The sequence below is a fragment of the Paraburkholderia franconis genome (assembly GCF_009362735.1).
GTDB lineage: Bacteria > Pseudomonadota > Gammaproteobacteria > Burkholderiales > Burkholderiaceae > Paraburkholderia > Paraburkholderia franconis.
This window is the reverse complement of the sequence record NZ_WHNP01000019.1, coordinates 102,773-129,049: the sequence shown is the minus strand read 5'-3', so window position 1 is coordinate 129,049 and position 26,277 is coordinate 102,773. Positions and strand designations below refer to the sequence as shown.

Annotated in this window: 21 protein-coding genes and 1 pseudogene; 6 read left to right on the top strand and 16 right to left on the bottom strand. The window is 62.7% G+C overall.

Annotated features, from left to right (window positions below; translation table 11 throughout):
- Positions 1–70: 70 nt before the first annotated feature.
- Positions 71–1,108 (top strand): phosphate ABC transporter substrate-binding protein PstS, encoded by a 1,038-nt coding sequence (gene pstS, locus GCT13_RS21345; RefSeq protein ID WP_152761320.1) that lies wholly within the window; start codon positions 71–73, stop codon positions 1,106–1,108.
- A gap of 154 nt (positions 1,109–1,262) precedes the next feature.
- Here pstS and GCT13_RS21340 read toward each other — a convergent pair whose 3' ends face one another.
- Together GCT13_RS21340 and GCT13_RS21335 are read right to left on the bottom strand one after the other, a co-directional pair.
- Positions 1,263–1,586, bottom strand: coding sequence for a hypothetical protein (locus GCT13_RS21340; protein ID WP_152761395.1), 324 nt, complete (start codon positions 1,584–1,586; stop codon positions 1,263–1,265).
- A 191-nt stretch (positions 1,587–1,777) separates the two neighbouring features.
- Positions 1,778–2,365 (bottom strand): hypothetical protein, encoded by a 588-nt coding sequence (locus GCT13_RS21335; RefSeq protein WP_152761318.1) that lies wholly within the window; start codon positions 2,363–2,365, stop codon positions 1,778–1,780.
- Positions 2,366–2,717: 352 nt separating this feature from the next.
- Between GCT13_RS21335 and GCT13_RS21330 the strand changes: the two genes are divergently transcribed.
- Positions 2,718–4,457, top strand: coding sequence for a SulP family inorganic anion transporter (locus tag GCT13_RS21330; protein ID WP_152761316.1), 1,740 nt, complete (start codon positions 2,718–2,720; stop codon positions 4,455–4,457).
- Positions 4,458–4,510: 53 nt separating this feature from the next.
- On the opposite strand, the gene GCT13_RS21325 is transcribed toward GCT13_RS21330, so the two are convergent.
- The 8 genes from GCT13_RS21325 to GCT13_RS21290 all read right to left on the bottom strand — a co-directional run bounded on the left by GCT13_RS21325 (position 4,511) and on the right by GCT13_RS21290 (position 12,607).
- Positions 4,511–5,452: a hypothetical protein gene (locus tag GCT13_RS21325; protein WP_152761393.1), complete on the bottom strand. Its 942-nt coding sequence runs from the start codon at positions 5,450–5,452 to the stop codon at positions 4,511–4,513.
- Between the two features lie 181 nt (positions 5,453–5,633).
- Positions 5,634–6,014 (bottom strand): potassium channel family protein, encoded by a 381-nt coding sequence (locus GCT13_RS21320; protein WP_152761314.1) that lies wholly within the window; start codon positions 6,012–6,014, stop codon positions 5,634–5,636.
- Between the two features lie 106 nt (positions 6,015–6,120).
- Positions 6,121–7,134 carry a DUF2955 domain-containing protein gene (locus GCT13_RS21315; RefSeq protein WP_152761311.1) on the bottom strand — a complete coding sequence of 338 codons (1,014 nt, stop codon included), beginning with the start codon at positions 7,132–7,134 and terminating at the stop codon, positions 6,121–6,123.
- Positions 7,135–7,142: 8 nt separating this feature from the next.
- On the bottom strand, positions 7,143–8,282 hold the full coding sequence (locus GCT13_RS21310) for an HlyD family secretion protein (protein ID WP_152761309.1): 1,140 nt from the start codon (positions 8,280–8,282) through the stop codon (positions 7,143–7,145).
- Positions 8,279–9,850, bottom strand: a complete 1,572-nt coding sequence (locus GCT13_RS21305) for an efflux transporter outer membrane subunit (RefSeq protein ID WP_152761307.1) — start codon at positions 9,848–9,850, stop codon at positions 8,279–8,281. The genes GCT13_RS21310 and GCT13_RS21305 overlap by 4 nt, the downstream gene beginning before the upstream one ends.
- Positions 9,851–9,872: 22 nt before the next feature.
- Positions 9,873–10,976: an AI-2E family transporter gene (locus GCT13_RS21300; protein WP_152761305.1), complete on the bottom strand. Its 1,104-nt coding sequence runs from the start codon at positions 10,974–10,976 to the stop codon at positions 9,873–9,875.
- Positions 10,977–11,298: 322 nt separating this feature from the next.
- On the bottom strand, positions 11,299–11,703 hold the full coding sequence (locus GCT13_RS21295) for a hypothetical protein (protein ID WP_193727719.1): 405 nt from the start codon (positions 11,701–11,703) through the stop codon (positions 11,299–11,301).
- A 223-nt stretch (positions 11,704–11,926) separates the two neighbouring features.
- On the bottom strand, positions 11,927–12,607 hold the full coding sequence (locus GCT13_RS21290; protein ID WP_152761303.1) for a MarC family protein: 681 nt from the start codon (positions 12,605–12,607) through the stop codon (positions 11,927–11,929).
- 354 nt (positions 12,608–12,961) lie between these two features.
- On the opposite strand from GCT13_RS21290, the gene GCT13_RS21285 reads away from it, so the two are divergent.
- Positions 12,962–13,219 (top strand): hypothetical protein, encoded by a 258-nt coding sequence (locus GCT13_RS21285; RefSeq protein ID WP_152761301.1) that lies wholly within the window; start codon positions 12,962–12,964, stop codon positions 13,217–13,219.
- A 175-nt stretch (positions 13,220–13,394) separates the two neighbouring features.
- Here GCT13_RS21285 and GCT13_RS21280 read toward each other — a convergent pair whose 3' ends face one another.
- Positions 13,395–14,027 carry a helix-turn-helix domain-containing protein gene (locus GCT13_RS21280; protein ID WP_152761299.1) on the bottom strand — a complete coding sequence of 211 codons (633 nt, stop codon included), beginning with the start codon at positions 14,025–14,027 and terminating at the stop codon, positions 13,395–13,397.
- Positions 14,028–14,673: 646 nt separating this feature from the next.
- Between GCT13_RS21280 and GCT13_RS21270 the strand changes: the two are divergent.
- Positions 14,674–15,627: pseudogene (locus tag GCT13_RS21270) on the top strand (hypothetical protein); the annotation flags it as partial.
- Between the two features lie 49 nt (positions 15,628–15,676).
- Here the strand turns inward: GCT13_RS21270 and GCT13_RS21265 are convergent.
- Positions 15,677–17,053 (bottom strand): MFS transporter, encoded by a 1,377-nt coding sequence (locus tag GCT13_RS21265; protein ID WP_152761295.1) that lies wholly within the window; start codon positions 17,051–17,053, stop codon positions 15,677–15,679.
- Positions 17,054–17,152: 99 nt separating this feature from the next.
- Positions 17,153–18,274: an NADH:flavin oxidoreductase/NADH oxidase gene (locus GCT13_RS21260; RefSeq protein ID WP_152761293.1), complete on the bottom strand. Its 1,122-nt coding sequence runs from the start codon at positions 18,272–18,274 to the stop codon at positions 17,153–17,155.
- Positions 18,275–18,553: 279 nt separating this feature from the next.
- On the opposite strand from GCT13_RS21260, the gene GCT13_RS21255 reads away from it, so the two are divergent.
- Entirely contained in the window at positions 18,554–19,513 is a 960-nt protein-coding gene (locus GCT13_RS21255; RefSeq protein WP_227746933.1) for a LysR family transcriptional regulator, read from the top strand.
- On the opposite strand, the gene GCT13_RS21250 is transcribed toward GCT13_RS21255, so the two are convergent.
- The 3 genes from GCT13_RS21250 to hpnI form a co-directional block, all read right to left on the bottom strand.
- Positions 19,491–22,115, bottom strand: coding sequence for a DNA-binding protein (locus GCT13_RS21250; protein WP_152761291.1), 2,625 nt, complete (start codon positions 22,113–22,115; stop codon positions 19,491–19,493). The two genes, GCT13_RS21255 and GCT13_RS21250, sit on opposite strands and share 23 nt — an antisense overlap.
- 202 nt (positions 22,116–22,317) lie before the next feature.
- Positions 22,318–23,286 carry a lysylphosphatidylglycerol synthase domain-containing protein gene (locus GCT13_RS21245; protein WP_152761289.1) on the bottom strand — a complete coding sequence of 323 codons (969 nt, stop codon included), beginning with the start codon at positions 23,284–23,286 and terminating at the stop codon, positions 22,318–22,320.
- A 32-nt stretch (positions 23,287–23,318) separates the two neighbouring features.
- Positions 23,319–24,509: a bacteriohopanetetrol glucosamine biosynthesis glycosyltransferase HpnI gene (hpnI, locus tag GCT13_RS21240; RefSeq protein ID WP_152761287.1), complete on the bottom strand. Its 1,191-nt coding sequence runs from the start codon at positions 24,507–24,509 to the stop codon at positions 23,319–23,321.
- A gap of 568 nt (positions 24,510–25,077) precedes the next feature.
- Here hpnI and GCT13_RS21235 point away from each other — a divergent pair.
- Positions 25,078–26,259, top strand: coding sequence for a glycosyltransferase family 9 protein (locus tag GCT13_RS21235; protein ID WP_152761285.1), 1,182 nt, complete (start codon positions 25,078–25,080; stop codon positions 26,257–26,259).
- Positions 26,260–26,277 lie beyond the last annotated feature (18 nt).

Sequence of the window (26,277 nt, the reverse complement as noted above, 5' to 3'; positions counted from 1 at the left end):
GTTCTCCGCGCGCGCCAGACAACATCGGGCTATAGCAAGTCCCGCGACAAGATCCAACCGGAGACCATTCATGAGAACATTGCGCACCTTGATGGCCAGTCTGCTTTGTTGCCTGTTTGCAGCCGCGGCCTATTCCGCCGACATTACGGGAGCCGGCAGCACGTTCGCCGCGCCTCTCTATGCCAAGTGGGCCACCGACTATCAGAAGTCGGGCGGAAGCAAGGTGATCTATCGCGGCACGGGCTCGTCCAACGGACTCAAGCAGATCATCGCCCACGAAGTCGACTTTGCCGGATCGGACGCACCGCTCACCGACGATCAGCTGGCCAAAAACGGATTGCGGCAATTCCCAACGGCGATCGGCGGCGTGGTGCCCGTCGTGAACCTGCCCGGCCTCAAAGCGGGCGAGGTCATCCTGACGGGGCAGGTACTCGCCGATATCTTTCTCGGCAAGATCCTGTATTGGGATGACCCCGCAATAGTGCGGCTGAACCCGAAGATCAAGATGCCCAACTACCCGATTGCCGTCGTGCGCCGCCAGGACGGCTCAGGCACGACGCTCATCTGGACGCACTATCTTGCGCAAGTCAGCCCGGAATGGAAGCGCAGGGTCGGCGAAGGCACTAGCGTGCGCTGGCCGCTCGGCATCGGCGGCAATGGAAACGAAGGCGTTGCCACGTACGTCGGGTATCTGCCTGGCGCGATAGGCTATGTTGCGTGGGACTTCACGAAACAGAACCACTTGACGTACACGGCGATGACCAACGCCGCTGGCAACGTCGTTCAACCCGGCGTCGCGACGTTCAAGGCAGCGGTGGCTAGCACCGACTGGTCCGGTTCCCTCTATCAGTTGCTGACCAACCAGCCGGGCAAGGATGCATGGCCGGTGATGGGGGCCACGTACGTGTTGCTTCATCAAACGCCCGACAAGCCGGGCCACGACGGAGCAACGTTGAGGTTCTTCGATTGGGCATTCAACCACGGGGGACAGACGGTCGATACCCTGGACTACATACCGCTTCCAGAGTTGGTCCTGGCGAAAATCCGCGCGCAATGGCCCGCGACTGCGGGCGAAAACGTGGCGGGTAAGCGGCTCGCAGGCCAATGATCCGAAACGGCGGATATGAACTCGCCCCCAATCGGGCGTCCTTCAGACGGGGGCATGAAGCGATATCGGGCACTGCTGGCATCATACGAATCCGTAACGTGTGCATTGTCCGATTGCATGGGACGGTTCGGGGCAATGTCCGCCCGACGGGCACTCACCGTCCCATACGTCTGTCATAGCTGCGCGAGATGCGATCGAGCAGCGAAGGGTCGCGTGCGTCCTTCGAATTGAACTGCACGACGACACTTCCATCGGCTTGCTGTCGTACGCTTGCGGTCACAGTAGCACCGTCAAGTCCGCCGGCGATCGTGCCGCTGGCAGGGTCCTGCACGGTAATCGACAGACCCTCGTCTTGCATTGCGCCCGATGCGGCAGCGAACGAGCGGTCGAAGCTTGCCGGCGTTGTGATGACGGTGCCGGGAGGCACGGCATAGTATGGACATCCCGTCAGAGCCAGCAGCGAGCCGAAAACGCCCATCAGCAAAAGGCACCTGAAAATGACGCCGCCTGGTCCGGGCTTGCCTTTGCCGCGCATAGCCTTCTCCGTGCCTGCATGAAACCGGCTTGTTCCGCGAAGAATCATCGCTGTTCCCTGGATCGAACACGACATCCGCGTGCACCATTGGCTGCCGGCGTTCGCGCGTCTATACGTGATGTTTCGCGCCGTTTTTACTGTGTGGCACCAGGCGTGACCGTGATCGCGACGGCTTCTGTGTAGACAATCTCCACCTGATCACCCTTGCGGACGTTCTTCATCTGCTCCGGGTCCTCCACGTGCACGTCGACCAGATTGCCCTGCGGTCCCTTCAACGTGACCGTCTTCGCCTTTGGATCGACCGAGACGACATCTGCCATCACGGTGATCTCCCGGCCGATCGTGCCGCCTGGCTTGGCTCCGGGAGCCGCGCGCTCTTCGATCAGGCGTTGCGTCGCTGAACGCGGACCGTTGGTTTTCGAGAGGCTCAGCGACATCGCTTCCCTGTATTCGGTCGTGACGATATCTCCGACCTTCAGCTGATCGAAATTACGCGCCTCTTCTCCGACCTCCAACTGGATCACCTTGCCTTTTCTGTCTTTCAGCGTAACCGTCCGGGTCGCCGGCTCGATTGCTACGACCGTGGCCGTCACCTTCGACGTTCCGACAACCGTCGCGCTTCCCGCCCCTTTCGTGACATCCACTGAGGTTTGCGGTTGGGCAAGCGCCGGGCACGCCGTCATTACGACAGCCATCGCAAGAAAAACGTGACTCGCTTTCATTTCTGCGCTCCCGGCAATTAGCCAGTAGTCCGCTGCCCGGAACAAGTTCTGCCGGAGAAGGACTGCGGACCACGGTCAATGGCGATTGAATTCAAGAATTCAGCGTGGCTCATGTGCGCACACGCGCTCGACGCGTCGCGGCCAGTGTGCGCGCATTCAGTCTAGACGCTGCCTCTGATGGACGGTATTGGACTTTGGTCTTATGGACTGCGGACGTGCGCAGCGCGCATTCTTCCTGGATAGGCCGCCCGATCCTTCTATTGCCGTTGGCGTGACTGAACTATTCTTCTTTTGAAACGGCATTGCGACCGCTATCCGGTTAGTGGCTCTTTCGATCTCGAGCATCAAGCAAATGCAATCCGATCATCCAGTTCCTGAAGGCGGGCAAGCCGCGGCCAGCGCGCCGGGATGGTTGCGCTGGCTGCCGGGCCTGACGATGCTGAAGACGTATCAGGCGAGCTGGCTGCCAAGAGATCTGACAGCCGGGCTCGTATTGACCACCATGCTGGTGCCCGTCGGCATTGCTTATGCCGAGGCGTCTGGTGTTCCCGGCGTCTACGGCCTCTACGCGACGATTGTTCCGTTGCTTGCGTACGCCATTTGGGGACCCAGCAGAATCCTCGTCCTGGGTCCGGACTCCGCACTTGCTGCACCGATTCTTGGCGTCGTCATATCGGTCGCGGGCGGCGATCCGTCGCGCGCGATCGCGGTGGCCAGCATGATGGCGATCGTCTCCGGCGTGTTCTGTATCGTGATGGGGCTTTTGCGACTCGGTTTCATCACGGAACTGTTGTCCAAGCCGATTCGATACGGCTATATGAACGGCATTGCGTTGACCGTGCTGATCAGCCAGTTGCCGAAGCTCTTTGCGATTTCGTTCGACGATCAAGGTCCGCTGCGGGACCTCCTGACGCTCGGCAACGCAATCGCTGCGGGCAAAGCCAACTGGTACAGCTTCGCCGTGGGCGCGGGAAGCCTTGTGCTGATCCTCGCGCTCAAGCGCTTCGAGAAGGTTCCGGGCATTCTGATCGCGGTCGTTCTGGCGACGCTGTGCGTCACCGTATTCGACCTCGACAGCGTCGGCGTGAAAGTGCTGGGCAAGATTCCGCAAGGCCTGCCGTCATTCGCGTTGCCATGGGCGAGCGATGCCGATCTCGTCAGGATATTGCTTGGCGGCTGCGCGGTCGCGCTGATCTCGTTTGCGGATACGAGCGTGCTGTCGCGCACCTTCGCGGCGCGGTTTCACACTCGCGTCGATCCGAACCAGGAAATGGTCGGGCTTGGGGCAGCCAATCTGGCGGCCGGCTTCTTTCAGGGTTTCCCGATCAGCAGCAGCTCGTCGCGAACGCCCGTGGCGGAGGCGGCGGGTGCCCGAACGCAGTTGACGGGCGTTGTCGGCGCGGTGGCGGTAGCGTTTCTTCTGATGGTGGCGCCGAATCTGATGCGCTATCTGCCCAATAGCGCGCTGGCTGCCGTCGTCATTGCCGCGGCCCTCGGACTCTTCGAATTCGCGGACCTCAAGCGCATCTATCGCATTCAGCAATGGGAGTTCTGGCTCTCTGTCGTCTGCTTTGCCGGAGTCGCGGTTTTCGGCGCGATTCCCGGCATTTGCATCGCGGTGGTGATTGCGGTCATCGAATTTCTATGGGACGGATGGCGGCCTCATTTCGCCGTTCTCGGCCGCGTGGAGGATTTACGCGGCTACCATGACATCAAGCGCTATCCGCATGCCACGCGGATCCCGGGACTGCTGCTGTTCCGCTGGGATGCACCGTTGTTCTTCGCAAATGCAGAGCTCTTTCAGGAACGCCTGCTCGAAGCGGTGGACGAATCACCGACGCCCGTGCGCAGGGTCGTGGTGGCCGCCGAACCCGTGACCAGTGTCGACGTGACTTCTGCCGACATGTTGCGGGCGCTGACGCGAATTCTGGACGAGCGCGGAGTCGCGTTGCACTTCGCCGAAATGAAAGACCCCGTGCGCGATAAGCTCAAGCGTTTCGAACTGCTCGACATTCTCGGCGATGAGCGCTTCCATCCTACCGTGGGCAGCGCAGTGGATGCCTACGTTGGAACCAATGGACAGCGGCCATAAACGTTGATCGATCGCCGGCATCCACGTGACGAACGGCCGACGTTTTCGAGGAATCAGAAGCTCACCGCCAGCCCGAACGACACGCCGTGCACATTGTGTCCGAACACATATCTCACGAGCGCGCGCGTGCGAGTGATGACGATCGGATATTTGCTGCTGTCGAGTTCCAGTCCGACGCCCAGCGACGTCAGATCGTTGAAGCCCAGCACGCCGGCGCTGTCGCCGAAGTAATGCGAGTAGGCAAGCTCCAGCACGTAGCGGACCGGCCGGTCCAGCGCACGCCAGCCGGTCGGCGCGCGCCAGCGCGTCCACAAGCTCAGTTGCTGCGCCATCGCTGAACCCTGAACGGCGTCGGAGCCACCAAAGCTGCGCAGATAGATATCGGTGGCTCGCAGTTCAGCGTCGATTTCGTAGTTCTCGCGGTAGTGCTCGTAGTCGAGCATCAGCGAGCCGCCATAGCCGTATGCGTCCAGCGATCCATTCTCGAGAAACTGGAGGTTGCTGTCCGTGACGTGGTTGAAGACAGACTGTCCTACCTTCAGATCGCTCGACACGCGTCCGATCGTACCGTTCAGGATGGGACGGAACACGAGTTCATCGGTGATCCGGAAATCCCAACCGAGGCCCACCGTGCCGCTGAAGGTGTTCCATCGGGTCGGCACCTCGCGCTGCGTGGCGCCATCCGTGGCGATGAACGTCGGGTCGTAGCGGCTATAGGCGAGCGTGCCCTCCATGTACAACGGAAACGACTTGCTGATCGTGAACCCGCCGCCGAGCTGCGTCTGGCCAAACCCCGGGTTGCCCGTGGCACCGCTATTGATCGACAGCGAACTGGTCGTGACATCGGGAACGGTCGTGTACGTCATGATGGCAAGCACGGCGTCGGCGTGCTGCTTCACGTTACCGCCTATCACAGTGCGGCTCGACAGTTGATTCGGTGTCCCTTGGGCATGTGACTGCGAGGAAAACAGCGCGATGAGCAGATACGCGCCCATCATCCATCGCGCGTAACGTGACCGTTTGCACCGGACAGCGCCGGTTTTCATGCGAGCTCGCGGACCGTCGAGTTGACCGCACGCCCATCTATCGGTGTGCGCCTGCATATGTGCTCCGTCGATTTGCTGCGTCTGATTGCTTCCCTGCAACTTCCGTCGACCATTCCGGTTTTCTATCCGGCTAATCCGCTGCGCCCGACAGGCGCGCGGCTTCCTGCACCCCACGGACGGCCGCCGCAACGATCAGCCCCGTAAACACCACGCCGATCAACCCGAGCAATACGGCGTCGATCCGACCAAACGTCGAAGTGGGCACCACATCGCCATATCCGATCGTCAGCGCCGTAATCGCGCAGAAGTACACGGTTTCATCCATCGGCGAAGGTGTGCGGTTCGCCGTCTCAACAGGACCGCCCCAGTGGTACATGCCGAGCGTCAGCAGAACGAACAGGACAAGAAGGCCAGCCAGAATCGCGCGGAGATACCAGAGGGTCCTGCCCATTTCTCGCAGAATCTCACCAGCCCGCAGTCGGACGATGGTATCCCTTGTCGCATTTCCCATTGCACGCTCCTCTCAGAACACGATAGACCGCTTCAGGCCAGTCATCTTGCAGAAAGCCGCCCGACCGCGTTCGGCTGGCTGGCGAACGACTGGACTGAACACCGCTTCATCCCGCCCGGTGGCGTTGCTCGAAAAGCAGAAGCATGAAACACGCGTAGACCGTTACCGCCAGAAAGAGTCCCATGCGCACCGCGAATGCGGTGTACACATCCTTGCCCGCGACGCTGTCCTGCACCGACTGCCCCAGCAGAATGATCATCGTGACAAGGCTGTTCAGCCAGAAACCCGGCGAGTAGCGCGTCTGGCTAAGGCCGTGAAGCTTGCGTCCCACCAGCAGTCCGAAAAGCAGCATCCACAGAAAGAACATCCATAGATCTACAAAGAGCCTGAGTGAAAACCAGAATGCGATGGCGAGCAGGCCGCCGAGCAGCGTGGAGCCGATCAGATCGCGTGCCGCACTGCGGGCCGTCGTTGTGCAGCTTTGTCTTCCGAGGCTGACGGACTTCATGATGATCGGCATATAGCCCGCGGGATCGGTCATCGCGAGCAGATACGCCGGCATCACCACTAGCGCGGCGCGAAGCGCGATGTACGCGGCCTGATCGTCGGGCATGGCTCGCGGGGCAGGCTGCGGCCGCGCGCTCACGGGTTCGGGAACGAGCCCGTGCGTCAGTGCGGACACCAGCACGGCAAGCAGGAGCCCCTTCACCAATGCGCCGACGACCGTCATGGCCAGTTCGAAGTCAGCCGTGCCTGCTGCGGAGATCATCGTCAGTCCGGCCACCAGAAACGTCGCGACGAGATTGTTGCCGCCGCGCAGTCCGTAGCGGAAGGCGAGGAAGAGCATGAGGCCAATGAGCGCCACGCCAGCGAACGCATAGTGACGAAGCAACGGAACAAGGAGAAGGCCGCTGCCCGTGGTCAGCGCCACGACCAGCGCGAGAACCACGCTGGCCTTCAACGACAGTGGCCGGTTTCGGGTGGCAAGCAGATAGACGGCAAACACGGGCGCGACGACGGGAATCGACAGGTCCAGCGCGAAACTGAGCGCGAGACATAGCGCCGTCCCGATAGCCAGGCGGAGCGCGCGTCGACCGGGAAGCAGGAGCCTGTTTTCCATAGCCGTCGTCAGTAGAGGTAGGAGACCCAGCTCATCACACGCAGGAACACGCGACCCAGCGGATTGAGCGGATTGCCCTGACTGGGAAACGCCATGACCTCGGCCTGCCCGCCCACGCGAATGTCATGCAGACGCGCGCGCTCGTCGCGATCGAACTCGACGATCACCGGAAAGCGTTGAGCGGGACGCAACCAGTCACGGCTGTTCTGCACGGTGGGCAGGCTGCCGGGCGGCGTATCCTGACCCACGCTCACGCCATAGCCGATACTGCGGACCCGGCCTTCGAAGACTTCGCCCGGCAGTGCGTCCAGCGCGATCGCGACGGGTGTGCCCGGCTTCAGATGACCCAGGTTGTTCTCGGTCATCTCCGCGCTGACCCACACATCGCGAATCGCGATCAGCGTCATCACCGGCTTGCCTGCCGCCGCGAACTGGCCGACCTCGGTACTGAGATCGGTGATAACACCACCCGTGCGCGCCTTGATGCGCGTATTGGCCAGATCGAGTTCGCTTTTCTCGAGCGCGGCGGCAGCGCTGCGCAATTGCGCGTTTCCGGCCTCTTCGCCACCTTGCTGCTCGCGTGCGCGCTCGACTTCGGCGCGCGCCGCGGCAACCTGGCTCTGTGCCTGCTCATGCGTCGCTCGCGCCACTTCGAGGCGCCGCAGCGAGACCGTACCCTCGTCCTCGCGATACAGCCTTTCGAGCCGCTCGCTGTCCTGCCGCGCTTTCACCTCGTTCGCGATCGCTGCGCGAAGCGACGCGAGCGCCGAATCAATGCCGGCCGTGCTCGCCCCGACCTGGCGTCGTGTGGTTTCGAGGTCGGCCCGCGCGCGATCGGCTGCAATGCGGTACTGCTCGCCATCGATTTCGAAGAGCACGTCGCCCGCGTTGACCTCCTGGTTGTCGTGCACGAATACGCGCGTCACCCGTCCCGATACCTCCGCGGCGACAGGGACGACGAAGGCCTGCACGCGCGCCTGCTGCGTATAGGGCGTAAAGCGGTCGGCAAGCAGATACCAGATCAGGCTCACCGCGATCAGCCCGACGATCCACTTCACCGCCCGGCGCGACGGATCGGCGGGGGGCGCTGGCGGCGGGCCCGGCGACGGCGCAGTCGTCGATCGGGAGGTCTCAGTCGTTTCGCTCATTGCGACGTACCTTCGGATGGAGCGGTCGCCGCTGGTGCGCCCGTTTCGTTCAGCAAGTCGCCCCAGTCGGTGCGTTGCTGCATCTGCTGGCGCGTCGCGGCATCGACGAGCGGCTGTTGCGTGGTCCAGCCGCCGCCGAGTGCCTTGTACAGCGCGACCAGACTGCCCACCGCGTTGCTGCGGTTGACGATGTAGGCGTCCTGCTGTGCGAAGAGCGCGCGCTGCGCATCGAGCACACGCTGGAAGTCCGAATACCCTTCGCGGTAGACCGTGTTGGCGAGCGTGAGCGAACGCCGCGCGGCCGCTTGTGCGTCGTTCAGGATCGAGTCCCGCTGCAACGCGGCGATCAACGCGGTGGCGGCATCGTCGGCCTCTCGCGCCGCCTCGCGCACGGTGTTCTGGTAGGCGACAGTCAACTGCTGCAACCGGGCATCCTGCACGCGCACGTTGTTCGTGATCCTTCCATGATCGAACACGTTCCATGTCACGCTCGGGCCGGCGGCAAAGGCCAGCGTGTTCGGCGAACCGGTCAGCGAACTCGCGCTCCAGACCAGCGAGCCCAGCAACGAAACGGACGGATACAGATCGGCCTTGGCGACGCCGATAAGCGCCGACTGCGCTGCCATCTGATACTCGGCGGCGCGCACGTCCGGACGGCGCAACAGCAGATCGGCGGGAACGCCCTGCAGAACGGCACGATCCACGAGCGGCACCAGGCCTTCTTTTCCGGATTGCGCATCCAGTTCGGGGAGCGGGCCCGGTGGCCGCCCCATCAGCACGGACAGCGCGTGACGCGCGAGCACGATCTGGCTTTCGAGATCGGGGATGCTGCTCAGCGTGCCCAGATACTGCGTCCTCGCCTGCTGGAGATCCAGTTCATCCGTCTCGCCGGCCTTGAAGAGCTTCTGTGTGATGTCGTAGCTGCGCTTTTGCAACTGGGCGTTTTCGCGCGCAATACGCAGACGCGCCTCGGCCGTGCGCAGCACGAAATAAGTATCGGCGACCTGCGCGTGCAATAGCACCAGCGCCGCATCGCGGTTGGCCTGCGCGGCGAAGAACGCGGCGTCGGCCGACTCGATGGCGCGGGCGAAGCGCCCCCAGAAATCGAGCTCCCATCCGAGGGTGAAGCCCGCGCCGTACTGCAAATAGACGCCCGAGCGCGTATTGAATCCATCCGAGCGCTTGCGCGCCGAGGCAAGAACATCGGCACTCGCCTGTTGCACCTGAGGATAGCGCCCCGCGAGCGCGATGCCGAGCTGGGCGCGTGCTTCCAGTACGCGCAGGCCTGCGATCTTCAGATCGCCATTGCCGGCATCGGCTTCGGCGATCAGATGCTCGAGGTTCGCGTCACCGAATACCTGCCACCACTGCCGCACGTCGGGCTGCGCCGCCTGCTGCGTGACCTGTTCTATCGACGCGCTGCTCCAGTGTTCGCTCCATGCCTCATGTTGCGGATGAAAGTCGGGTCCCACGCGCATGCAACCCGTCAGAACGCCCGCGAGGCACACGATGACGCCGCCTGGCCGAAGCAGCAGTAGCGTCCCGTATCGGCGAATCGAAGGCAACATGGCGCCGTCTCCACAGCGTCCTTCACGGCTGCTTCTGTTTATGCCACTGCTCGCGTTCCGGCTGTTCTTTCACCCAACGCCAGAACAACTGATAGGCCACTGCGAGCATCACGGGACCGATGAACAGCCCAATCACCCCGCCCGTCACCATGCCGCCGAGCGCGCCGATCAGCACAACGGGCATCGGCACCGCGACACCACGCCCGAGCAGCAATGGCTTGAGCACGTTGTCGGCGAGACCCGCGACGAAAACGTAGACGGAGAAGATGATCGTCGCCGTGCTCACACCTTCCGTAACGATCACGAAGACGATGACGGGAATCGTGATCAATGTGGCGGGTAACTGCATGATGCCGATCAGCAGCACAGCGAGCGCGAGCAGACCCGCGCCCGGGATGCCCATCACGATGAACGCGATGCCGATCAGCAGCATCTGGATGAACGCGATCCCGACCACGCCCTGCGCCACGGCCCGGATGGTGGCTGTGCAGAGATCGGCGATCTGCCGGCCGTTCTCGGGTCCCGAGATGCGCGACGCGATCTGCACTGCGCTGCCATAGCCCTTCTCGCCGTGAGCCATGAAAATGCCCGCGACGATCAGCGCGAAGAAGAAGACGAGCAGCCCTGCGCCAAGACCCGTGACCATGCCCAGCAGGGCGACACCCGCTTCCTTCAGTTGAGGTGCGAACCTTTGTGCAAGACCGGTGATATCTGTCGAAGCCTGCGCCCAGAAGTCGTACACCCGCTGGCCCACTATCGGCCAGGCGGCAACCGATTCGGCGGGCGGCGGAATCTGGAAGCTACCGCCCCTGACAACGGCCATCGCGCGCTCGATCGAATTGGCCACCGCGACGCCCAGCAGATAGGTCGGCACCAGAATGACCGCAAACGCGACGAGAATGATCAGCGTGGCAATCAGGCCGTCCTTGCCGGCAAGCGGACCGCGAAGTTTTACCTGAAGCGGATACAGTGTGATCGCGAGGATCAGTGCCCAAACCATCAGGTTGAGGAACGGGACGAAGATCCGGAAACAGAAGACGGCCAGAACAGCGATCAGTCCGGCGCGAATCAGGACATCGAGCAAGTCTCTCGATAGCGTCCGTTGGGTAATCGGCGTGAGCATCATCAGGTGTCTCCTCACAGGCTGCCGCAAACAGTTGTCGCTGCCCTGGCGACCCAAGGCCTGCCTGGGCAGGACGCTATCGTGTGCGCGACCCGCTGGCAGAAGTTCGTCGAAACGGACGAAGCCGTCCCGACGTGCCGTCTACTGGCATGCGCTCAAAGGACTTGCCGCGCAGCCGCCGTTTTAACGAATCAGTTTCGTCCCTGTTGCTTCGGGAACGGTGCCGCCTTCTTCTCGCGACGTTACGCGGCCGTCGCGATTCCGTTCAAACTCAAGCGCGGAAATGTGCTCACGCTTACTCATGTTATTTAACGGACCCGAAAATTCAACGCTGTTGCAATGTCCAGTCAGTCCGGCCGGTACCGCAAAAGTTGGGGTGGAGATTCATCGACTGCCCTTTCGCAGACAGGACGACGGAAACACGACGGCACGTTTTTTCGCCTTCGTGGCTCGTGCTCTCCGGTGTCATTGCCGCATCAATCTTTACGCTATTTCCCGTACCCTCGTTTATCCATCGAGTCGTCTCGCCGTCATTCTTTGTGTTGAGCACCTCGACCAGCGCACTTTTGATTGAGTCCATGTCGCGCTTTTTAATGTATGACATCGGCGTGTCCTTGAGGAAATTGAGGTTGCTCGCCTCTGCAGACGCCGTGCTAGCCAATAGCAGCGCCGCGAACATCACGCGCACGCAATGCGTCAACAACGGGAACTCGAGTTTCCGTAACGACATAAAAATTTCCTCCTTCTACCGCCGCTCATTGCCTTGCATGGGATCGCAGCGACGCGTGAAGCGCATATAGCAGAGAGTAGTGCACGACGCACTACCAGAAGTATTTCATCGAGAAAACACGTTCCCCTATTCACCATTGCCGGAGCGAGCGAATCGACCTTTGGCTGACCTCGTATGAAGACATATCGCGTCCCAGTTTCAACGATAACGATCGATCCATATGTCATTTGAGACGCACCCACAGCGGTACAGATTCGAGCAGGTCATCGATGCCCAGCCACAAGATCTGAATTCCGATGCAAAAGAGTACGAACGCGAAGAGCCGCTCGGCGACTTCAGTGCCGACTGGCCCAAGCAGCTTCTCGATGTTCGCTGTGAACCGGATGCACACGTAGATGCTGCACCATAGAACGGCCAGGGCCACAAGCACACCGGCGAGGTGCATCAACGCGACGCCTCCGCGTGGCCTGCCAGTGCCAAGTGCAATCGCGACGGCGATCGATCCTGGGCCGACAGTGATGGGAAGCGTCAGCGGATAAAAGGCCCTCGCGCGCAGCGAGGCCTCGCGAGTCGCGTCGGACGCCGTCCTCTGTTCCGGCTCGCGATCCGCATCCGAAGGCGCGTGCAGCAGATTCCATCCGGCAAACGCAATCACCATCCCACCGGCCACCCGCAACGCCGGCAGCGATATACCGAAGAAGGACAGCACATACGCGCCAATCGAGAGCGAGAGAAACAGGATGACGAGACTGTTGATCGAGATGCTTTTGGCAAGATAGGCTCGCTCAGCCGGCGTCGCTTGCGGGACCAGGCTAAGGACGATGAATCCCGCCGCCGGCGGATTGATGACGGGAAAGAGACCCGCGACGACGAGAAGAAAGGTCTCGGCAAACTGATTCAGCATTCTGCCTCCAGGCTTGCACGAACGTCAGATCAGCGGAGGGCGTATGCGGTCCCGACGCCGTATGCGATCTGGTTGCGTGTCCCCGCTGCGTGACGATGGTGAGGGTCGCGATCGTCACGCTCGACAGCAACGTGCACGGACAGCGCAGCGGATCGGCAGACTTCCATGACAGCCTGCCCGCTGTGGCGAACTGGCGCGCGTAAACTATGCTCCAGTAACTTCACTGGCGTCCTTCCACGCACAGCAAGCGAGTGCGGCAATGCCGCCGGTTTACTTGACTCGCCGTCTGCCGGAGCCATACTCCAGCCGTACTCTTCTATCGCTGCAAGCCATCGGGACATTGGAGGGCGCATCATGTTCACCTGGAATCGTGGTTTCACCGTTGCGATCGCTGCGATAGTCCTGGCGATGTCTTCTGGTCATTCCTCTGCTACAGAGCAGGCGCAACAACGTCGTGCGGGCCGGGACGTCCGGCAGGAAACCCGTCAGGGGGCCCGCCATACGAAGCAGGAATGCCGCGCCGCCGATCAGAAGAACAATGCGCAATGCCGGCAGGACAAGCGACAGACCAAGCAGCATGGCCGCCAGGTTGCCCGCGATATCAAGTACTGAGTAGCGTGCCGCGACGACACGGGCAAATCGCGGCGCTTGACCTTCTGTACGTGGCCAGGCAGCTTCCACCAAGGCGGCCCGACGACGAGCCAGAAGCGCAATGCTGGTCAAGGCACCGCCCTTTTTGTTCCACCCTTTTTGGTCCCCCGTCGTTAGCAGGCGACAGCAGGCATCGTCACCTGTGGCGCGCAATAGCATCGATGGCTGTCGTCACCACCGGGTCCGCCTGCGGCCACGGCGCGTACAACCCGCGTTCTTCATGCCTTTTCCTCGCGACCGTACCGGCGCACGCAAACACGCGCGCCCCCCGGCCGCGATGACTCGCGCAAACGTGGCGCGTTACCTGCAGCGCTCCATCGGCCAACATCACGCGTACGGCGACGAGCACCTCGTTGCGGCTCGTGCCCAGTTGCTGCGCGATCTGCATCGCGGTGCGCTCGCCGCCATCCGCCAGCAGCGCCTTGATTTGCCCAGCCAGCCGTTCCGTCCTCTGGGGCTGACGATCAACAGCCCGGGGAATCAACGTCCCGCTCTTTTCACACATGTCTCGCCTGATCACAGGCGAACGGGCTGTTAGCTCGCTGTCATGCTTCCCGGGATTGCGCGCCCAATAGCAACGCCGATCGACATCGAGACGGCAAAGCGGGTTCTCGAAGATCGTCGTCAGTTGATCGACGGTGAAGCGCGCACGGAGCGCACGCCATACGTCCTGCCATCCATCGCAAACTCCGCTACGAGCGAGATCGTAGGCAGCCTGCCTGATCGTTTCGCGAGTCTGGAGGATGTCCCAGTCGGGCACCCGTTTCATGGCCGGCTTCGCCGTGCGCGGCCCGTGTTTCGCCTGCCCGGCATACGGGCTGTGTGGAATGGGCCCTGAATGGAACATTCTGCCGGTAACATCGCCCGAAATCGGGTCATAGTCGAAACGTACGGCCAACCGACCGCCGCACGGACCATGGCTATCAGCAGATTCTTTGACGTCGTCATGCGAATCTCCGAACGAACATGCGCGAAGTCAAGAATAAGCCGGGCGTGCGCCAGCGGGTATTGGACCTTGGTCCAATACCCGGTCCGAGCATTTTTACCTGCGTCTGCCCATTGCGTTCACGGTATTCGGTCATGATTACCTGCTAGATGTGTTCCAGCAGATTCTCCACCCGTTTTTCTATTTCGCTTTCCCTATAACGGCTTCTTCTATTCCGTCATATTCTTGCCGAAAAAATGACCGACAGATGCGGCAATGGCACTAATTACTGGTCGATGCGACGTGCCGGCAACGGCGGCTCGTGTCGTTACCCGTCTGGCACCTCCACGGTTTGTTTCCGGTACTCCGGCGGCGGAAAACTTACATGCTCAAAAGACGGCAGATTCTCGGCTGCCTGACGGCGCTCGGCGGCAGCTATGTTCTTGGCGGATGCGGGGGCAGCGGTTCCGGCCCAAGCGCTGTCACGAACAATCCGCGTGTCGTCAATGCTGCGACGGCGGGCACGTTTTACGGTATCAACGGACACTTCGACTATCGCTACACGCCTGCCCAAGTCGTATCGATCATGAAGAGCATCGGCTGCTCGACGTATCGGCTCGGCTGTACAGACGACCCGGCGCAACTGAATGCCGTGGCCAAACTCGCTCAGGCATTCCAGTCGGCGGGACTGACCTTGTTCGTGCTGATCGATCTCAGCATTTACGATAGCAACCGCAGAATGTTCGCGAGCGAATCGATCGCGTACGATCGTGGGCAGTCCTGCGCGGCAACGGTCGCCAGCGCGCTTGCCCCGTATGGCGTGACGATGTACGAGTGCGGCAATGAGTTGACACGGGCAAGCGACATCATTCTCGATTCCACCAATGCCGGCACGAAGGCCGTGGACTTCAACAACACCAACTGGCCGGTCATGCGCGGCGTCATGCGCGGAATGATCCAGGGCGTGAAGTCGGTTCAGCCCGGCGCGAGTTGCGGCATCAATTTCTGCGTCGCCGACATCGGCGCATCGGACGCTTTGTGGGACGGCATGCAGCCGGATGGAACAGGCGGTCATCCGACGGTACGATGGGACATGACGACGTGGCACAACTTCGAGGTTTACGGCGACATCTTCAATATCGGTTCCGATGGGTCAGGTCCGGGCTTCAATCTGCCGGCGTACTGCAAGTCGCGCTACGGCGTGCCGTTCCTGCTCACCGAGTGGAACACGGGGCCCGAAAAGACAGAGGCCTATCGGGCCACCTATATCAGTGCTCAGTTTGCCAACTACTTCATGGCCAGAAAGACGGCAAACATCCAGTCGGTGATGTACTACGAACTCGATAGCGGAGACTCGACCTACGGCCTGATGATCGACGGTGCGATATTGAGTCAGCCGTATGACGCATTCACCAGCTTCATCGCGGGACACCCTGATACCTGACGGCGCCGCCCTGTGAGCGTACGCGTACGCGAGGATTCGCAGCGCACAGTCAGTCCGGCATGCCCACGCCACGTGTCTCGGGCAGGAACCACGGCAACACGATACCGAGCACGTACACCGAACCGAGCGCGAGCGCCGCATGCGACACGCCGCCGAACGACTTGATCATGCTGCCCGCGATAATCGGGAACACCCACGCGATCAGCCGCGCCGCGTTGAACACGAAGCTGATCGCCGTCGAACGGACGGAGCTCGTGAAGAGCTCGCAAGGATAGATCGCCATCCACACATAGGCGCAGCCCAGCGTGAAGAAGCCGTTGATCGGCGCGATCACCATCATCGCTTCGACGCTCGACGTCAGCTTATAGGTGATGAACGTCGTCACGAGCGAGCCGACAAACGTCAGCGACAGGAACGTGCGCCGCCCGATCGCATCGACGATGAAGCCCGCGAGCATATACGCGACGATCGCGCCGACGGTATAGACGATCGATACCTTCGAGCCCCACGACACGGCGTCCTGAATGCCCTGGGCCCTGGCGACGGCCACCGTATAGGTCGGCAGCCAGCTGGAGATCGCCCACCAGCCGACCGTCGTGATGATCGACAGCGCGAGCAGGATCAGCGTGCGCCGCAGCGCCACGCGCTCGGCGAACAGTTGCGCGAGCGTGAACGGACGCTTGCCGGTTTGCGGCGCGTCGCCGGCGGCGTCGCTGGCGGCCGATGCAGCCGTGCCAGCCGTACTCGTAGCCGCCCATCGCTTTTCGCGCACGGCGCGCTGCCACTTCTCCGATTCGCTCACGCCACGCCGGATATACAGCACGAAGAACGCAGGCACCGCGCCGAGCACGAACATCAGCCGCCACGATTCGGCGCCGAGCGGATGCGTCGACGCAAGCGCGTACCAGATCACGGCCGCGGCCAGCGTGCCCCAGCCGAAGCCCGACTGCAGGAAGCCCGCGCCTTTCGCGCGTGCCTGCTCCGGCCACGTCTCCGACAGCAACGCGATGCCCGTGCTCCACTCGCTGCCCATCGCGAGGCCCGTCAGGAAGCGCAATGCGCACAATGTCCAGACCGTCTGCGAAAACGCGGTGATGCCCGAGAAGAGCGCATAGAGAAACACGGACCACAGCATCATCCGCTTGCGGCCGACATAGTCGGCAAGAATGCCGCCGACCAGTCCGCCGATGCCCCAGCCGAGCAGCGTGATGCCGATCACAAGGCCCGCATACACCGTCTGCGACGCCGCCTGCTCCGCCGTCAACACCGAATGCAGCATCGGCCCGAGCACGACGACGATGGCGAGCGCCTCGTAGCCGTCGAAGATCCAGCCGAGAAAGCTCGCCTTGAGCACCTTCCAGTGCATCGACGTCAGTCCGTCGTACCAGCGGGTGCGCACGCCGACGGCAAGTTGTCCGTGTTCCATCTGTGTCTCCTTCATGCATTCGTTCTGAAGTGTCCAATGCCGGTCGCGCGCCGGCTCATGGATCAACGTGATTCAACCTCGTTCAACGTCAGGCGGCGGTTAGCGCTGGCCGAACGACGCGCCCTCGAACACGCGTCCTGCGCCGCGCGGCTCGCATCGCCAGTATTGCGGCGGTGCCTTGATCGTCGAGCCGAGTTGCGCAGCCGCGTGCCATGGCCAGCGCGGGTCCCACAACACCGCGCGCGCGAGCGCGATCAGATCGGCCTCGCCTTCACGGATCACACGATCGGCTTCGACGGCATCCGTGATAAGGCCGACGCCGATGGTCGGCATGCCCGTCGCTTCGCGCACCGCGCGTGCAAACGGAACCTGGTAATGCGGCCCGACGGGAATCTTCTGCAACGGCGACAGGCCGCCCGTCGACACGTCGATCCAGTCGCAGCCCCGCTCGCGCAAGCGCTTCGCAAGCTCGATGGTCTGCTCGAGGTCCCAGCCGCCTTCGACCCAATCCGTCGCCGACACGCGCACGCCGAGCGGCTTGCCTTCGGGCCATACGGCGCGCACCGCTTCGTAGACTTCGAGCGGAAAGCGCATGCGGTTTTCGAGCGAGCCGCCGTACTCGTCGTCACGCTGATTCGCGAGCGGCGACAGGAACTGATGCAGCAGATAGCCATGCGCGAAGTGCAGTTCGATCGCAGCGAGGCCGAGTCGCGCCGCGCGCTTCGCGCTATCAGCGAACGCATTGCGAATGCGCGCAAGCCCCGCGTGATCGAGCGCGACGGGCGCGATCTCGCCGTCGCCCTGTGCGATCGCGGAAGGGCCGACCGCCTGCCAGCCGCCGTCCTGCTGCGCGATCTGCACGCCGCCGCGCCACGGCGGTTCGCTCGATGCCTTGCGTCCCGCGTGGGACAACTGGATGCCGATCGGCATGTCGCTGAACTGTCTCACTTCGTCGAGCACGCGGCCGAGCGCTTCCTCGTTCGCATCGGAATAGAGGCCGAGGCAATACGGTGTGATGCGGCCCGTGGCTTCGACAGCCGTCGCTTCCAGCAGCATCAGGCTCGCGCCCGACAACGACAGGTTGCCGATATGCGTGCGATGCCACGCGCTCGCCGATCCGTCGATGGCGCTGTACTGGCACATCGGGCTGATGACGATGCGGTTGTGCAGCTTAAGCGAGCCGAGTTCGAGAGGAGAAAAGAGTGAAGCTGAAGCGCTCATTGATCCGGTTCCTGAACGAGTGATGCGAATGACGTGCACGCACACGCAGACGCGTCGCGGACAGTCTCGACGACGGCATCGGCGGACCACCTTAGAATGACGAATCGCGATGCTTGCGTATGCCGATCGAGACGCGGCGGGCGGCGTGACATGCCTTGTATCGCCGATAGAATGGGCGTTTCCGGCCTGTTTGAAAACTTCTCAATCTTCAACGGAGCCATCGCGAAACGCGATGCCCGACGCGTCGCGGATCAGGGAAAACCCGAGAAAGGAGTGCCAATGCGTGCTGCACCAGACCGGCCGATGCGCTTCGATATGGAGTCGCTGCGCATCTTCGTGGCCGTCGTGGAGGAAGGCAGCATTGCGGCGGCATCGGGGCGCACGCACCTCGTCGCATCGGCTGTCAGCAAGCGCGTGTCCGACCTCGAAACCGACGCGGGCACGCCGCTGCTCTATCGCCATAGCCGGGGCGTGCAAGCGACGCCTGCGGGCGAAGCGCTCTATCACCATGCGAAGCGGCTGATCGAGCACGTGCAGCAGATATCGGATGAATTGTCGGAGTATTCACAAGGTCTGCGCGGACACGCGCGCATCTACGTGAACTTCACGGCGATGGTCCAGTATCTGCCGGGCGCGTTGCATACGTTTCTGCGCGCGAACCCCGAGGTGCGCGTCGACATGGTCGAGAAGAGCAGCGATGAAGTCGTGCAGGGCATCGCGAGCGGCATGGCGGATCTCGGCATCTGCTCCGCGCCTCGCGATACGCTGCAAGACCTGCAATGGCGCACCTATAGCGTCGACAAGCTGGTGCTGATCGTGCCGGACAGTCATCGGCTGGCGCGGCGCGCGGCCGTCAAATTCGCCGATGCGCTCGATGAAGACTTCATCATCATGCCCTACGCCACGTCCATTTCGAAGCTGTGCCGCGCGGCAGCGGAGCGCGAAGGACGGCGCTTGCGCGTGCGCATCGAAGTGACGAGCTTCGAGGGCGTGCGCAATATGGTCGGCGCGGGGCTCGGCATCGGCGTGCTGCCCGAGGGCAGCGTGATGCCCTACGCGCAGACGGCGAGCTATCGAATGATCGAACTCGACGAGCCGTGGTCGCTGCGCCCGATGCTGATCGTCGCGCGCAACTTCGACACGCTGCCGCTGCCCGCGCGCATGCTGGTCGATCATCTGGCCAAGCACGGGGCAGCTTCTGCGGGAGCAATGGGCGTCAGCTCTCCGCCTTCGACATGACGGCCGTGGCCGGGTCGTACCGGTAGCCTTTCTGGGCCAGCTGCTGCGCCATCGTCGTGCCGATCAGCTTTTTTTGCGCCTCGCGGAAGATCAGTTCGTGATCGGGCTTGAGCCGCTCCAGCTCGAACGAGAGTCGGCGCAACAGCGCCACTTCGCCCGTGCTGCGCGCATCGATGAACAGGATCTTCTCGTTCGCCTGCTCGAGCCGCTGTTTGATTTCCTTCGCGTACGTGACCCACTGCTCGGCATTGGCGCGCAACTCGTTATAGGCCTTTGTGTGGGCTTTCGACTGAGCCGCGATCTCGCGTTGCAATGCGGCGATTTCGTCCGCAGTCGTGGCTGCTCCTGCCTCGATGCCGGCTTGATGCTCGCGTTGCGCGTCCCTTGCGGCTGCCGCTTCGCGCTCTTGTTCGGCGAGACGCTGCTCCAGTTGCGCGGCATGCTGTTCGGCTGCGTCGGCTCGTTCTTTTGCAGCGAGTGCTTCCTGCGAGAGGCGCTCTCGTTCGGTGTCTGCGGCGGTCCTGGCCTCGGTCACCGAGTCGATCTGCGTTTTGGCTTCCGCGAGTTCGCGCGTGATGCGCTGAAGTTCTTCACGTTGTGCCGCTGTTTCTTCGGCTCGCGCAGCGTTTGCCTGCTGCGCTGCTGTGAGGTTTTGCTCCAACTGCGCGGCGCGCTGTTCGGCTGCATCGGCGCGTTCTTTCGCGGCGGATGCTTCCTGCGAAATGCGCTCGCGCTCGGCGTCTGCTGCAGTCCTGGCCTCGGTCATCGCATCGATCTGCGTTTTCGCTTCTGCCAGTTCGCGCGTGATGCGCTGAAGTTCTTCACGCTGTGCCGCTGTTTCTTCGGCTCGCGCAGCACTTGTCTGGCGCTCTGCTGCGAGGTTGTGCTCCAACTGCGCGGCACGCTGTTCGGCTGCGTCGGCGCGCTCCTTCGCTGCGGATGCTTCCTGTGAAATGTGGTGCAGTTCGGCGTCTGCGGCGGTCTTGGCCTCGGTGATAGCGACGATCTCCGCTTTGGCCTCTTCGAGTTCGCGTGTGATGCGCTGGAGTTCTTCACGTTGTGCCGCAGTTTCTTCTGCCCGCGCAGTGCTTGCCTGCTGTTCTGCTGCGAGGCTTTGCTCCAACTGCGTTGCGCGTTGTTCGGCGGCATCGGCGCGTTCCTTTGCAACGGATGCTTCCTGCGAGATGCGATGCAGTTCGGCGTTTGCGACGGTCTTCGCCTCGCCCATCGCGTCGATCCGCGCTTTAGCTTCTGTCAGTTCCCGTGTGACGCGCTGAAGTTCTTCGAGCCGCGCCGCCGCTTCATCCGCCCGTGCGGCGCTCGTCTGCCGCTCGGTTGCGAGTGCGGCGCGGGTTTCGTCAAGCTCGGCCTCCAGCGCCGCGAGCCGCGCCTGGCGTTCGCGCGCCTGCGCCTCGGCGGCTTCGGCACGCGATGTCGCCGCGCCCGCCTCCTGCGACCATCGCGCCACTTCTTCCGTCTTCGCCTGGCACGTGTCGTTCAACGTCGACACTTCGTGCCGCGCCTCGTCGCGCTCCTGCGTGAGCCGCGCGATCTCGTCTTTCTGACTCGACACCGTTGCGGCCAGCCCTTCATTCGCGTTGCGCTGCTCGTCGAACGATGCCTGCATGGCTTCGAGCTTCGTCTCCGCTGTCGATGCCCGTTGCGCGAGCTCTTCGACCTTCGCCTCCGCCGTAACCGCGCGTGCGGTCGCAGAGGCCAGTTCGGCCTGAACGCGCGTTGCGGTCTCCTCCGAAGCCTGCAATTGCCTGCGATGCGCCTCCAGATCAGCCTCCAGCGCGGCGATCCGCGCGAGGCTCTCGCTTGCCTGCGCAGTGGCGGCATCGGCGCGCGACGCGGCGGCGCCCGCCTCCTGCATCCATCGCTCCACTTCGGCGGCCTTCGCCTGGCACGCGTCGTTCAACGTCGCGATTTCGTGCTGCGCGTCGTCGCGCTCCTGCGTGAGGCGCGCTATTTCGTTGTTCTTGCCCGAAACCGTCGCGGCGAGCCATTCGTTCGCCTTGTGCTGCTCGACCAGCGACGCCTCCGCCGCCTCCCGCCTGGCCTGCTCCGCCGTTGCGTGCTGCGCGAGTTCCCCCGCCTTCGCTTCGGCCGTCCCGGCGCGAGCGGTCGCCTCGACAAGCTCCGTGCGCGCGCGCGTCGCCGCATCGTCCAGCGCCTGCAGTTCGCTGGTCAGTCCGTCGAGCCGGTCGCGGCCCGTTTCGACTTCTTTTTCCGTCTTCTGATATTCGGCCAGCGCCTCGTCGCGCTCCTTCAGCGCGACGGCGAGCTGATGGTCCACCGCGCCCAGACGGTCGCCGAGCACTCTCGACGTCGCGTCGTGCGATGCCGTCCAGAGCCGGTGTGCGATGTTCATCAGGGCCTCGGCGAGGTCGTCCGGCACGTCGGGCTGGACCTGAGCCGGCGGCGTCTGGGGCTGTCGCGCGTCGCGCCAGCGTTGCAAGGCGACGGCAACGGCGACGATCGATCCGCTGTGGACCTCCGACCAGATCGTCACGGGGGAAACATCACGGCCTTCCTGGGTCATGCGGTCTGCGATTGCAGCAACCTGTTCGTCGATAGTGGTGTCTGCGTCTATGGACATAAGCGCCTCGAGAATCAAAGGGGCCGGGCGAAAACTGGCTCCCGCGATACATTACTACGTTCTGCGCGATACGCTATGAAAGAACCATGCCCATAGGCATTCAGAGGGCATTTCCTGAAGGGAGTCGCCGGCGAAGGGCATGAAGGTTATGCCGTGCAGGCCTCGCAGAACCGGCCGATTGACGACGACGCCGAATAGGCCGTCAGCGTACGTTGCGCAGCGAAAACTGCCACGCAAAAAGGCCTGGAATGAAGATCAGCAGATCCCGAATGCGCCGCGCGCCAGCCAGCGCAAGACTGGTCGCCGGCTCGATGCCGAGCCATCCGCCGATCAGCACGAAGGCGCCTTCCTGAATCCCCAATGCGCCCGGCACGACGAAGGCCGCGCTGCTTACGGCCTGGATCAGCACTTCGATGGTCAGCGCCGCGAGAAAGCTCACGTTTGCGCCGAGAAAATACAGCGCGAGCCAGATTTCGAGCGCCGTCGCAAGACATTGCAGCGGTTGCCAGAAGAACAGATAGCGAAGAACGACGGCGCGACGGCGCCAGATCACCTTGATCGACTGGTCGGTTTTCACCGAATGGCCGACCAGCGCGGTAAGCTTGCCGCTCGTCATCCGGTCGAGTCCTCGCGACACCAGCGCGAACGGATTCGCATGCTGCACGAGCGCGAACAGGATCGGTACGGGCACGAGCAGCGCCGTGCTCCATGCGAGGCCGCCGACCACGTGTCCCGTTGCCGAATCGCCGCGAGCCGCGAGAAATCCAATCCCTGCCATCGTGAAGACGAACTGGCTGATGATCGTCAATTGCATGTCGACGACGAGACTCGCCGCCGCCGTCGACGCGCGCACGCGCCAGCGCCGCAATAGCTGGAACGAGACCAGCTCGCCGCCGACGCGGGCAACGGGCAACATGCAGTTCACCGACTCGCGAATCCACACGAGCTTCAGCATCGAAAGCAGAGTGGGCCGATTGGCGCCGCGTATCAGCGTTTGCCAGTCGCGAGCGTTCGCCAGCATCGGCAGGACGTGCGCAAGCCCGGCGACCAGCAGCCCTGCGCCCGCATCGCGCAGGAGACCCAGTACCTCTGTAGGATGACTGCGCCACACGACGAAAAGCGCAATCACGAGACCTGCCAAAGCCGCGAACCTGCTGACGTGCCTGATCATCGAATTGGAATTGAGTGGGAAGCTACCGTTGCTCAGTCGGTGGACGAACTGGCGGGCGCGACTTTGAGCAGGCCATCGTCGTCTACGTCGAAACTCACGCCTCTCCAGACAACACGTGAAGAAAGCAGACTTGCGAAAAGAATGGCAAATGCCATCACGTCCCACAACGGCAGAAGCCAGGGTTCACGAACGGAGCGCTTCAGCGCAAGATCCATGCGGCACTGAAGCAGGAGCCTCGCGCACAAGGCGGCTGCGAGCAGATACATCGTCCACGGCGGCGCACTTGCGAACAGCAGCGCGAGTAGCGCCAATGGTACCGGGTAACTCACGGCCGAGCCAAGATGGCCATACGGATCGATTCGCCGGATAGTTCTGCTCCACCGCAACTCATGCTCGAGAAGCCGCGCGGGCGTGGACTCAGGACATGCGTGGCCGATCACGAAACCGGGAACCACCACGCGCTGCCCTGCCGCTCTCACCGCCATACCGATCGCATGATCTTCGGCGAGCAGATTCGCGAACTGGCGCAGCCCGCCGATTTTATCGAGCGTTTCGCGACGCATCGCAATCGTCTGACCAAAGCACGGTTGCGCAAGGCCCAATGCAAGCGCGAACAGCACGCCGGGAAGGAATTGATAATCGACGGCCCTCGCCGAGAGCTTCGGCCAGAAGCCGGGGTCGGGCGCGCCCACGTACGCGCATGTGACGAGGCCGACGCCCTCTGCCTGAAGTTCGCCCATCACTCTGCTGAGGTAATCGCGGTCGACCGCGACGTCGCTATCCGCAAACACGTAGTACTCGTGGACGGCCGAAGGAAGCATGTTGAGAAGGTTGCTGACCTTCCGGTTGCACCCGTGCAATTCGCTATTCGCGACCACGGTGATATGCGCGTCCGGATAGAGGCGTTGAAGCTCTTTCACGACATCGAGCGCGGGATCGTTCGAATCGTGGACACCGAACAGGTACTGCACTTCCCCCTCGTAATCCTGTTCGCAGAAGGTTCGCAGACTAGAAAGGAGCGCGGTCTCCATTCCGCGCAACGGCTTGATTACCGTGACGGGCGGAAAGCTTTCGGGCTGAGGCGAGCTTCGCGCGAAGAACCGGCCGACCAGCGCGGCGGCCGCGACGGTGTACAGAATGCCGAATGCCGCGCATGCGCCGCACAGGCAAGCCAGAAATTCGCGTACGAGCCCGACATTCGAAACCAGCGTACTAATCGCCATCGAAGTGCCCAATGTGAAGGTTCTATGAATCAGGCGCTCTACCGACGCCGTAATCGATGGGCCGCAACCGCATGTGAAGAACCGCAGAAGCGCGGGACTGACACGAAGCGGACACGCTGGGGACGACCGCCGCTCCAATGACCGCTTCGCGAAGAGGAAAGAGGCTGATCAACACAACGACGATCGCGATTGAACAGTCAAAGCGATCGTAGTAGGACAACCTGAAGAAAACATTAAAGCTCGACGGCCTTTATATTTCGATTGATTACAGCGGGACTTACCCAATGCGATGCCTTGCATTTATCGAATTGAAATATTCTTGCAATACAAATCGCGCTATTCTGAAAGGTTCAAAGCGCCTGCAATCGACGCGACCGCCTGTGCCCCAACCCACACACGATGGCGGAAAAGAGAGCGACCTCGGCGGTTCCGTGCGGTCGCGCCCATGCACAATCAAAGCGATATCCGGCCGGTCCAGCGCATCGACGCGACGCGCGCGTAGCCGGCCGCACACGCGCACTCATAATGCGCGCCGACGGCGACAACCACGTGCCAGCATGGAGAAGCGATGGGTTGGAAAAGTCTGCTGATCGAGACGCCGGTCTGGCTGATCGGCCGGTTCTGCCCGCCACGTTTTGACCCGCAGCGCGACACGCCGCGTGAAATTCTCGTGCTGCGCCCGAACGATTTCGGCGAACTGCTCACCACCACGCCGCTCTTCGAAGCGCTGCGCGAGCGCTTTCCGACGACGCGCCTGATCGCCGGCATCGGCAGCTGGGGGCGGCCGATACTCGAGAACAATCCGTTCATCGACGAGATCGTCGAGCTCGATGCCCCCTGGAACAACAAGCTGGTCGATGACCGCTCGCATCGCAACGTGTTGCGCTTTCTGTGGAAGTCACCGCAGGTCGCCGCGCTGCGCGCGCGAGGCGGCTTCGATGTGGCGATCGACGTGTTGGGCAGCTATATGGGCGCGTTGCTCATGATGCGCGTGGGCGCGCGCTATCGCATCGGCGTGCGCGGTTATCGCGGCGGATGGAGCGCGTGCCAGGCCTATGTCGAATATGCGAGACGCCAGTGCGGACGCGCCGCGCTCGCGCAAGGCGAACTGCTCGGTGCAACGGTGCTGCCTGAAGTGCGCCCGCAACTCTTCCTGACGGGCGACGAGCGCGCGCAGGCCGCGCAGTATTGGAACGCTGGCGACATACCCGGCCGCAGGACCGTACGCATGGTCGTCGGCGTCGGAGCAGGCGTGCCGACCAAGGCATGGCCCGCGCAACAGGTCGGTGCCGCGCTCGCGCAAATCGCTCACGCACTCGAACGGGCCGGCAGCGCTTGCGACTTCGTGATCGTGGGAAGCGAGGCGGATCGGGCGCGCGCCGCCGAGGCGATTGCCGCAGCGGGACCGGGCGTGCCCGTTCGCTCGCCGGCCGGCGAAGTGTCCATGCGCATCGTGTTCGCGCTGACCGAAAAGGCGGACGTCGTACTGACGAACTCTTCGATGTTGATGCACGTCGCGGCCGCGTTCCGCCGTCCGACTGTCGCCGTGATCGGCGGAAGCGTGACAAGGCCCGAAGTGCACGACGCGATATGGGGTTATCCGCCGCCTTATATGAGCGTGTCTGCGCAGCAGTATGTGCCGGGAGAACACGCGAAGAACTGGCCAGGCGTGGAGCGCGTCGTGCAAGCCGTGCTGCAGTCGGTCCCGACAGACGACGAGGCACGCGCGCGCGTCGGAGCGGCGGCCTGACGGCGCCGCCCCTTCTCT

Excerpts from the sequence above, each read along its gene's own strand:
- GCT13_RS21310 (WP_152761309.1), bottom strand. The coding sequence starts at position 8,282 with ATGAGCGAAACGACTGAGACCTCCCGATCGACGACTGCGCCGTCGCCG.
- GCT13_RS21335 (WP_152761318.1), bottom strand. The coding sequence starts at position 2,365 with ATGAAAGCGAGTCACGTTTTTCTTGCGATGGCTGTCGTAATGACGGCG.
- GCT13_RS21265 (WP_152761295.1), bottom strand. The coding sequence starts at position 17,053 with ATGGAACACGGACAACTTGCCGTCGGCGTGCGCACCCGCTGGTACGAC.
- GCT13_RS21280 (WP_152761299.1), bottom strand. The coding sequence starts at position 14,027 with ATGAAACGGGTGCCCGACTGGGACATCCTCCAGACTCGCGAAACGATC.
- GCT13_RS21250 (WP_152761291.1), bottom strand. The coding sequence starts at position 22,115 with ATGTCCATAGACGCAGACACCACTATCGACGAACAGGTTGCTGCAATC.
- GCT13_RS21290 (WP_152761303.1), bottom strand. The coding sequence starts at position 12,607 with ATGCTGAATCAGTTTGCCGAGACCTTTCTTCTCGTCGTCGCGGGTCTC.
- pstS (WP_152761320.1), top strand. The coding sequence starts at position 71 with ATGAGAACATTGCGCACCTTGATGGCCAGTCTGCTTTGTTGCCTGTTT.
- GCT13_RS21295 (WP_193727719.1), bottom strand. The coding sequence starts at position 11,703 with ATGTCGTTACGGAAACTCGAGTTCCCGTTGTTGACGCATTGCGTGCGC.
- GCT13_RS21260 (WP_152761293.1), bottom strand. The coding sequence starts at position 18,274 with ATGAGCGCTTCAGCTTCACTCTTTTCTCCTCTCGAACTCGGCTCGCTT.
- GCT13_RS21285 (WP_152761301.1), top strand. The coding sequence starts at position 12,962 with ATGTTCACCTGGAATCGTGGTTTCACCGTTGCGATCGCTGCGATAGTC.
- GCT13_RS21235 (WP_152761285.1), top strand. The coding sequence starts at position 25,078 with ATGGGTTGGAAAAGTCTGCTGATCGAGACGCCGGTCTGGCTGATCGGC.
- GCT13_RS21325 (WP_152761393.1), bottom strand. The coding sequence starts at position 5,452 with ATGGGCGCGTATCTGCTCATCGCGCTGTTTTCCTCGCAGTCACATGCC.
- GCT13_RS21255 (WP_227746933.1), top strand. The coding sequence starts at position 18,554 with ATGCGTGCTGCACCAGACCGGCCGATGCGCTTCGATATGGAGTCGCTG.
- GCT13_RS21305 (WP_152761307.1), bottom strand. The coding sequence starts at position 9,850 with ATGTTGCCTTCGATTCGCCGATACGGGACGCTACTGCTGCTTCGGCCA.
- GCT13_RS21315 (WP_152761311.1), bottom strand. The coding sequence starts at position 7,134 with ATGGAAAACAGGCTCCTGCTTCCCGGTCGACGCGCGCTCCGCCTGGCT.
- GCT13_RS21330 (WP_152761316.1), top strand. The coding sequence starts at position 2,718 with ATGCAATCCGATCATCCAGTTCCTGAAGGCGGGCAAGCCGCGGCCAGC.
- GCT13_RS21245 (WP_152761289.1), bottom strand. The coding sequence starts at position 23,286 with ATGATCAGGCACGTCAGCAGGTTCGCGGCTTTGGCAGGTCTCGTGATT.
- hpnI (WP_152761287.1), bottom strand. The coding sequence starts at position 24,509 with ATGGCGATTAGTACGCTGGTTTCGAATGTCGGGCTCGTACGCGAATTT.
- GCT13_RS21300 (WP_152761305.1), bottom strand. The coding sequence starts at position 10,976 with ATGATGCTCACGCCGATTACCCAACGGACGCTATCGAGAGACTTGCTC.
- GCT13_RS21340 (WP_152761395.1), bottom strand. The coding sequence starts at position 1,586 with ATGGGCGTTTTCGGCTCGCTGCTGGCTCTGACGGGATGTCCATACTAT.
- GCT13_RS21320 (WP_152761314.1), bottom strand. The coding sequence starts at position 6,014 with ATGGGAAATGCGACAAGGGATACCATCGTCCGACTGCGGGCTGGTGAG.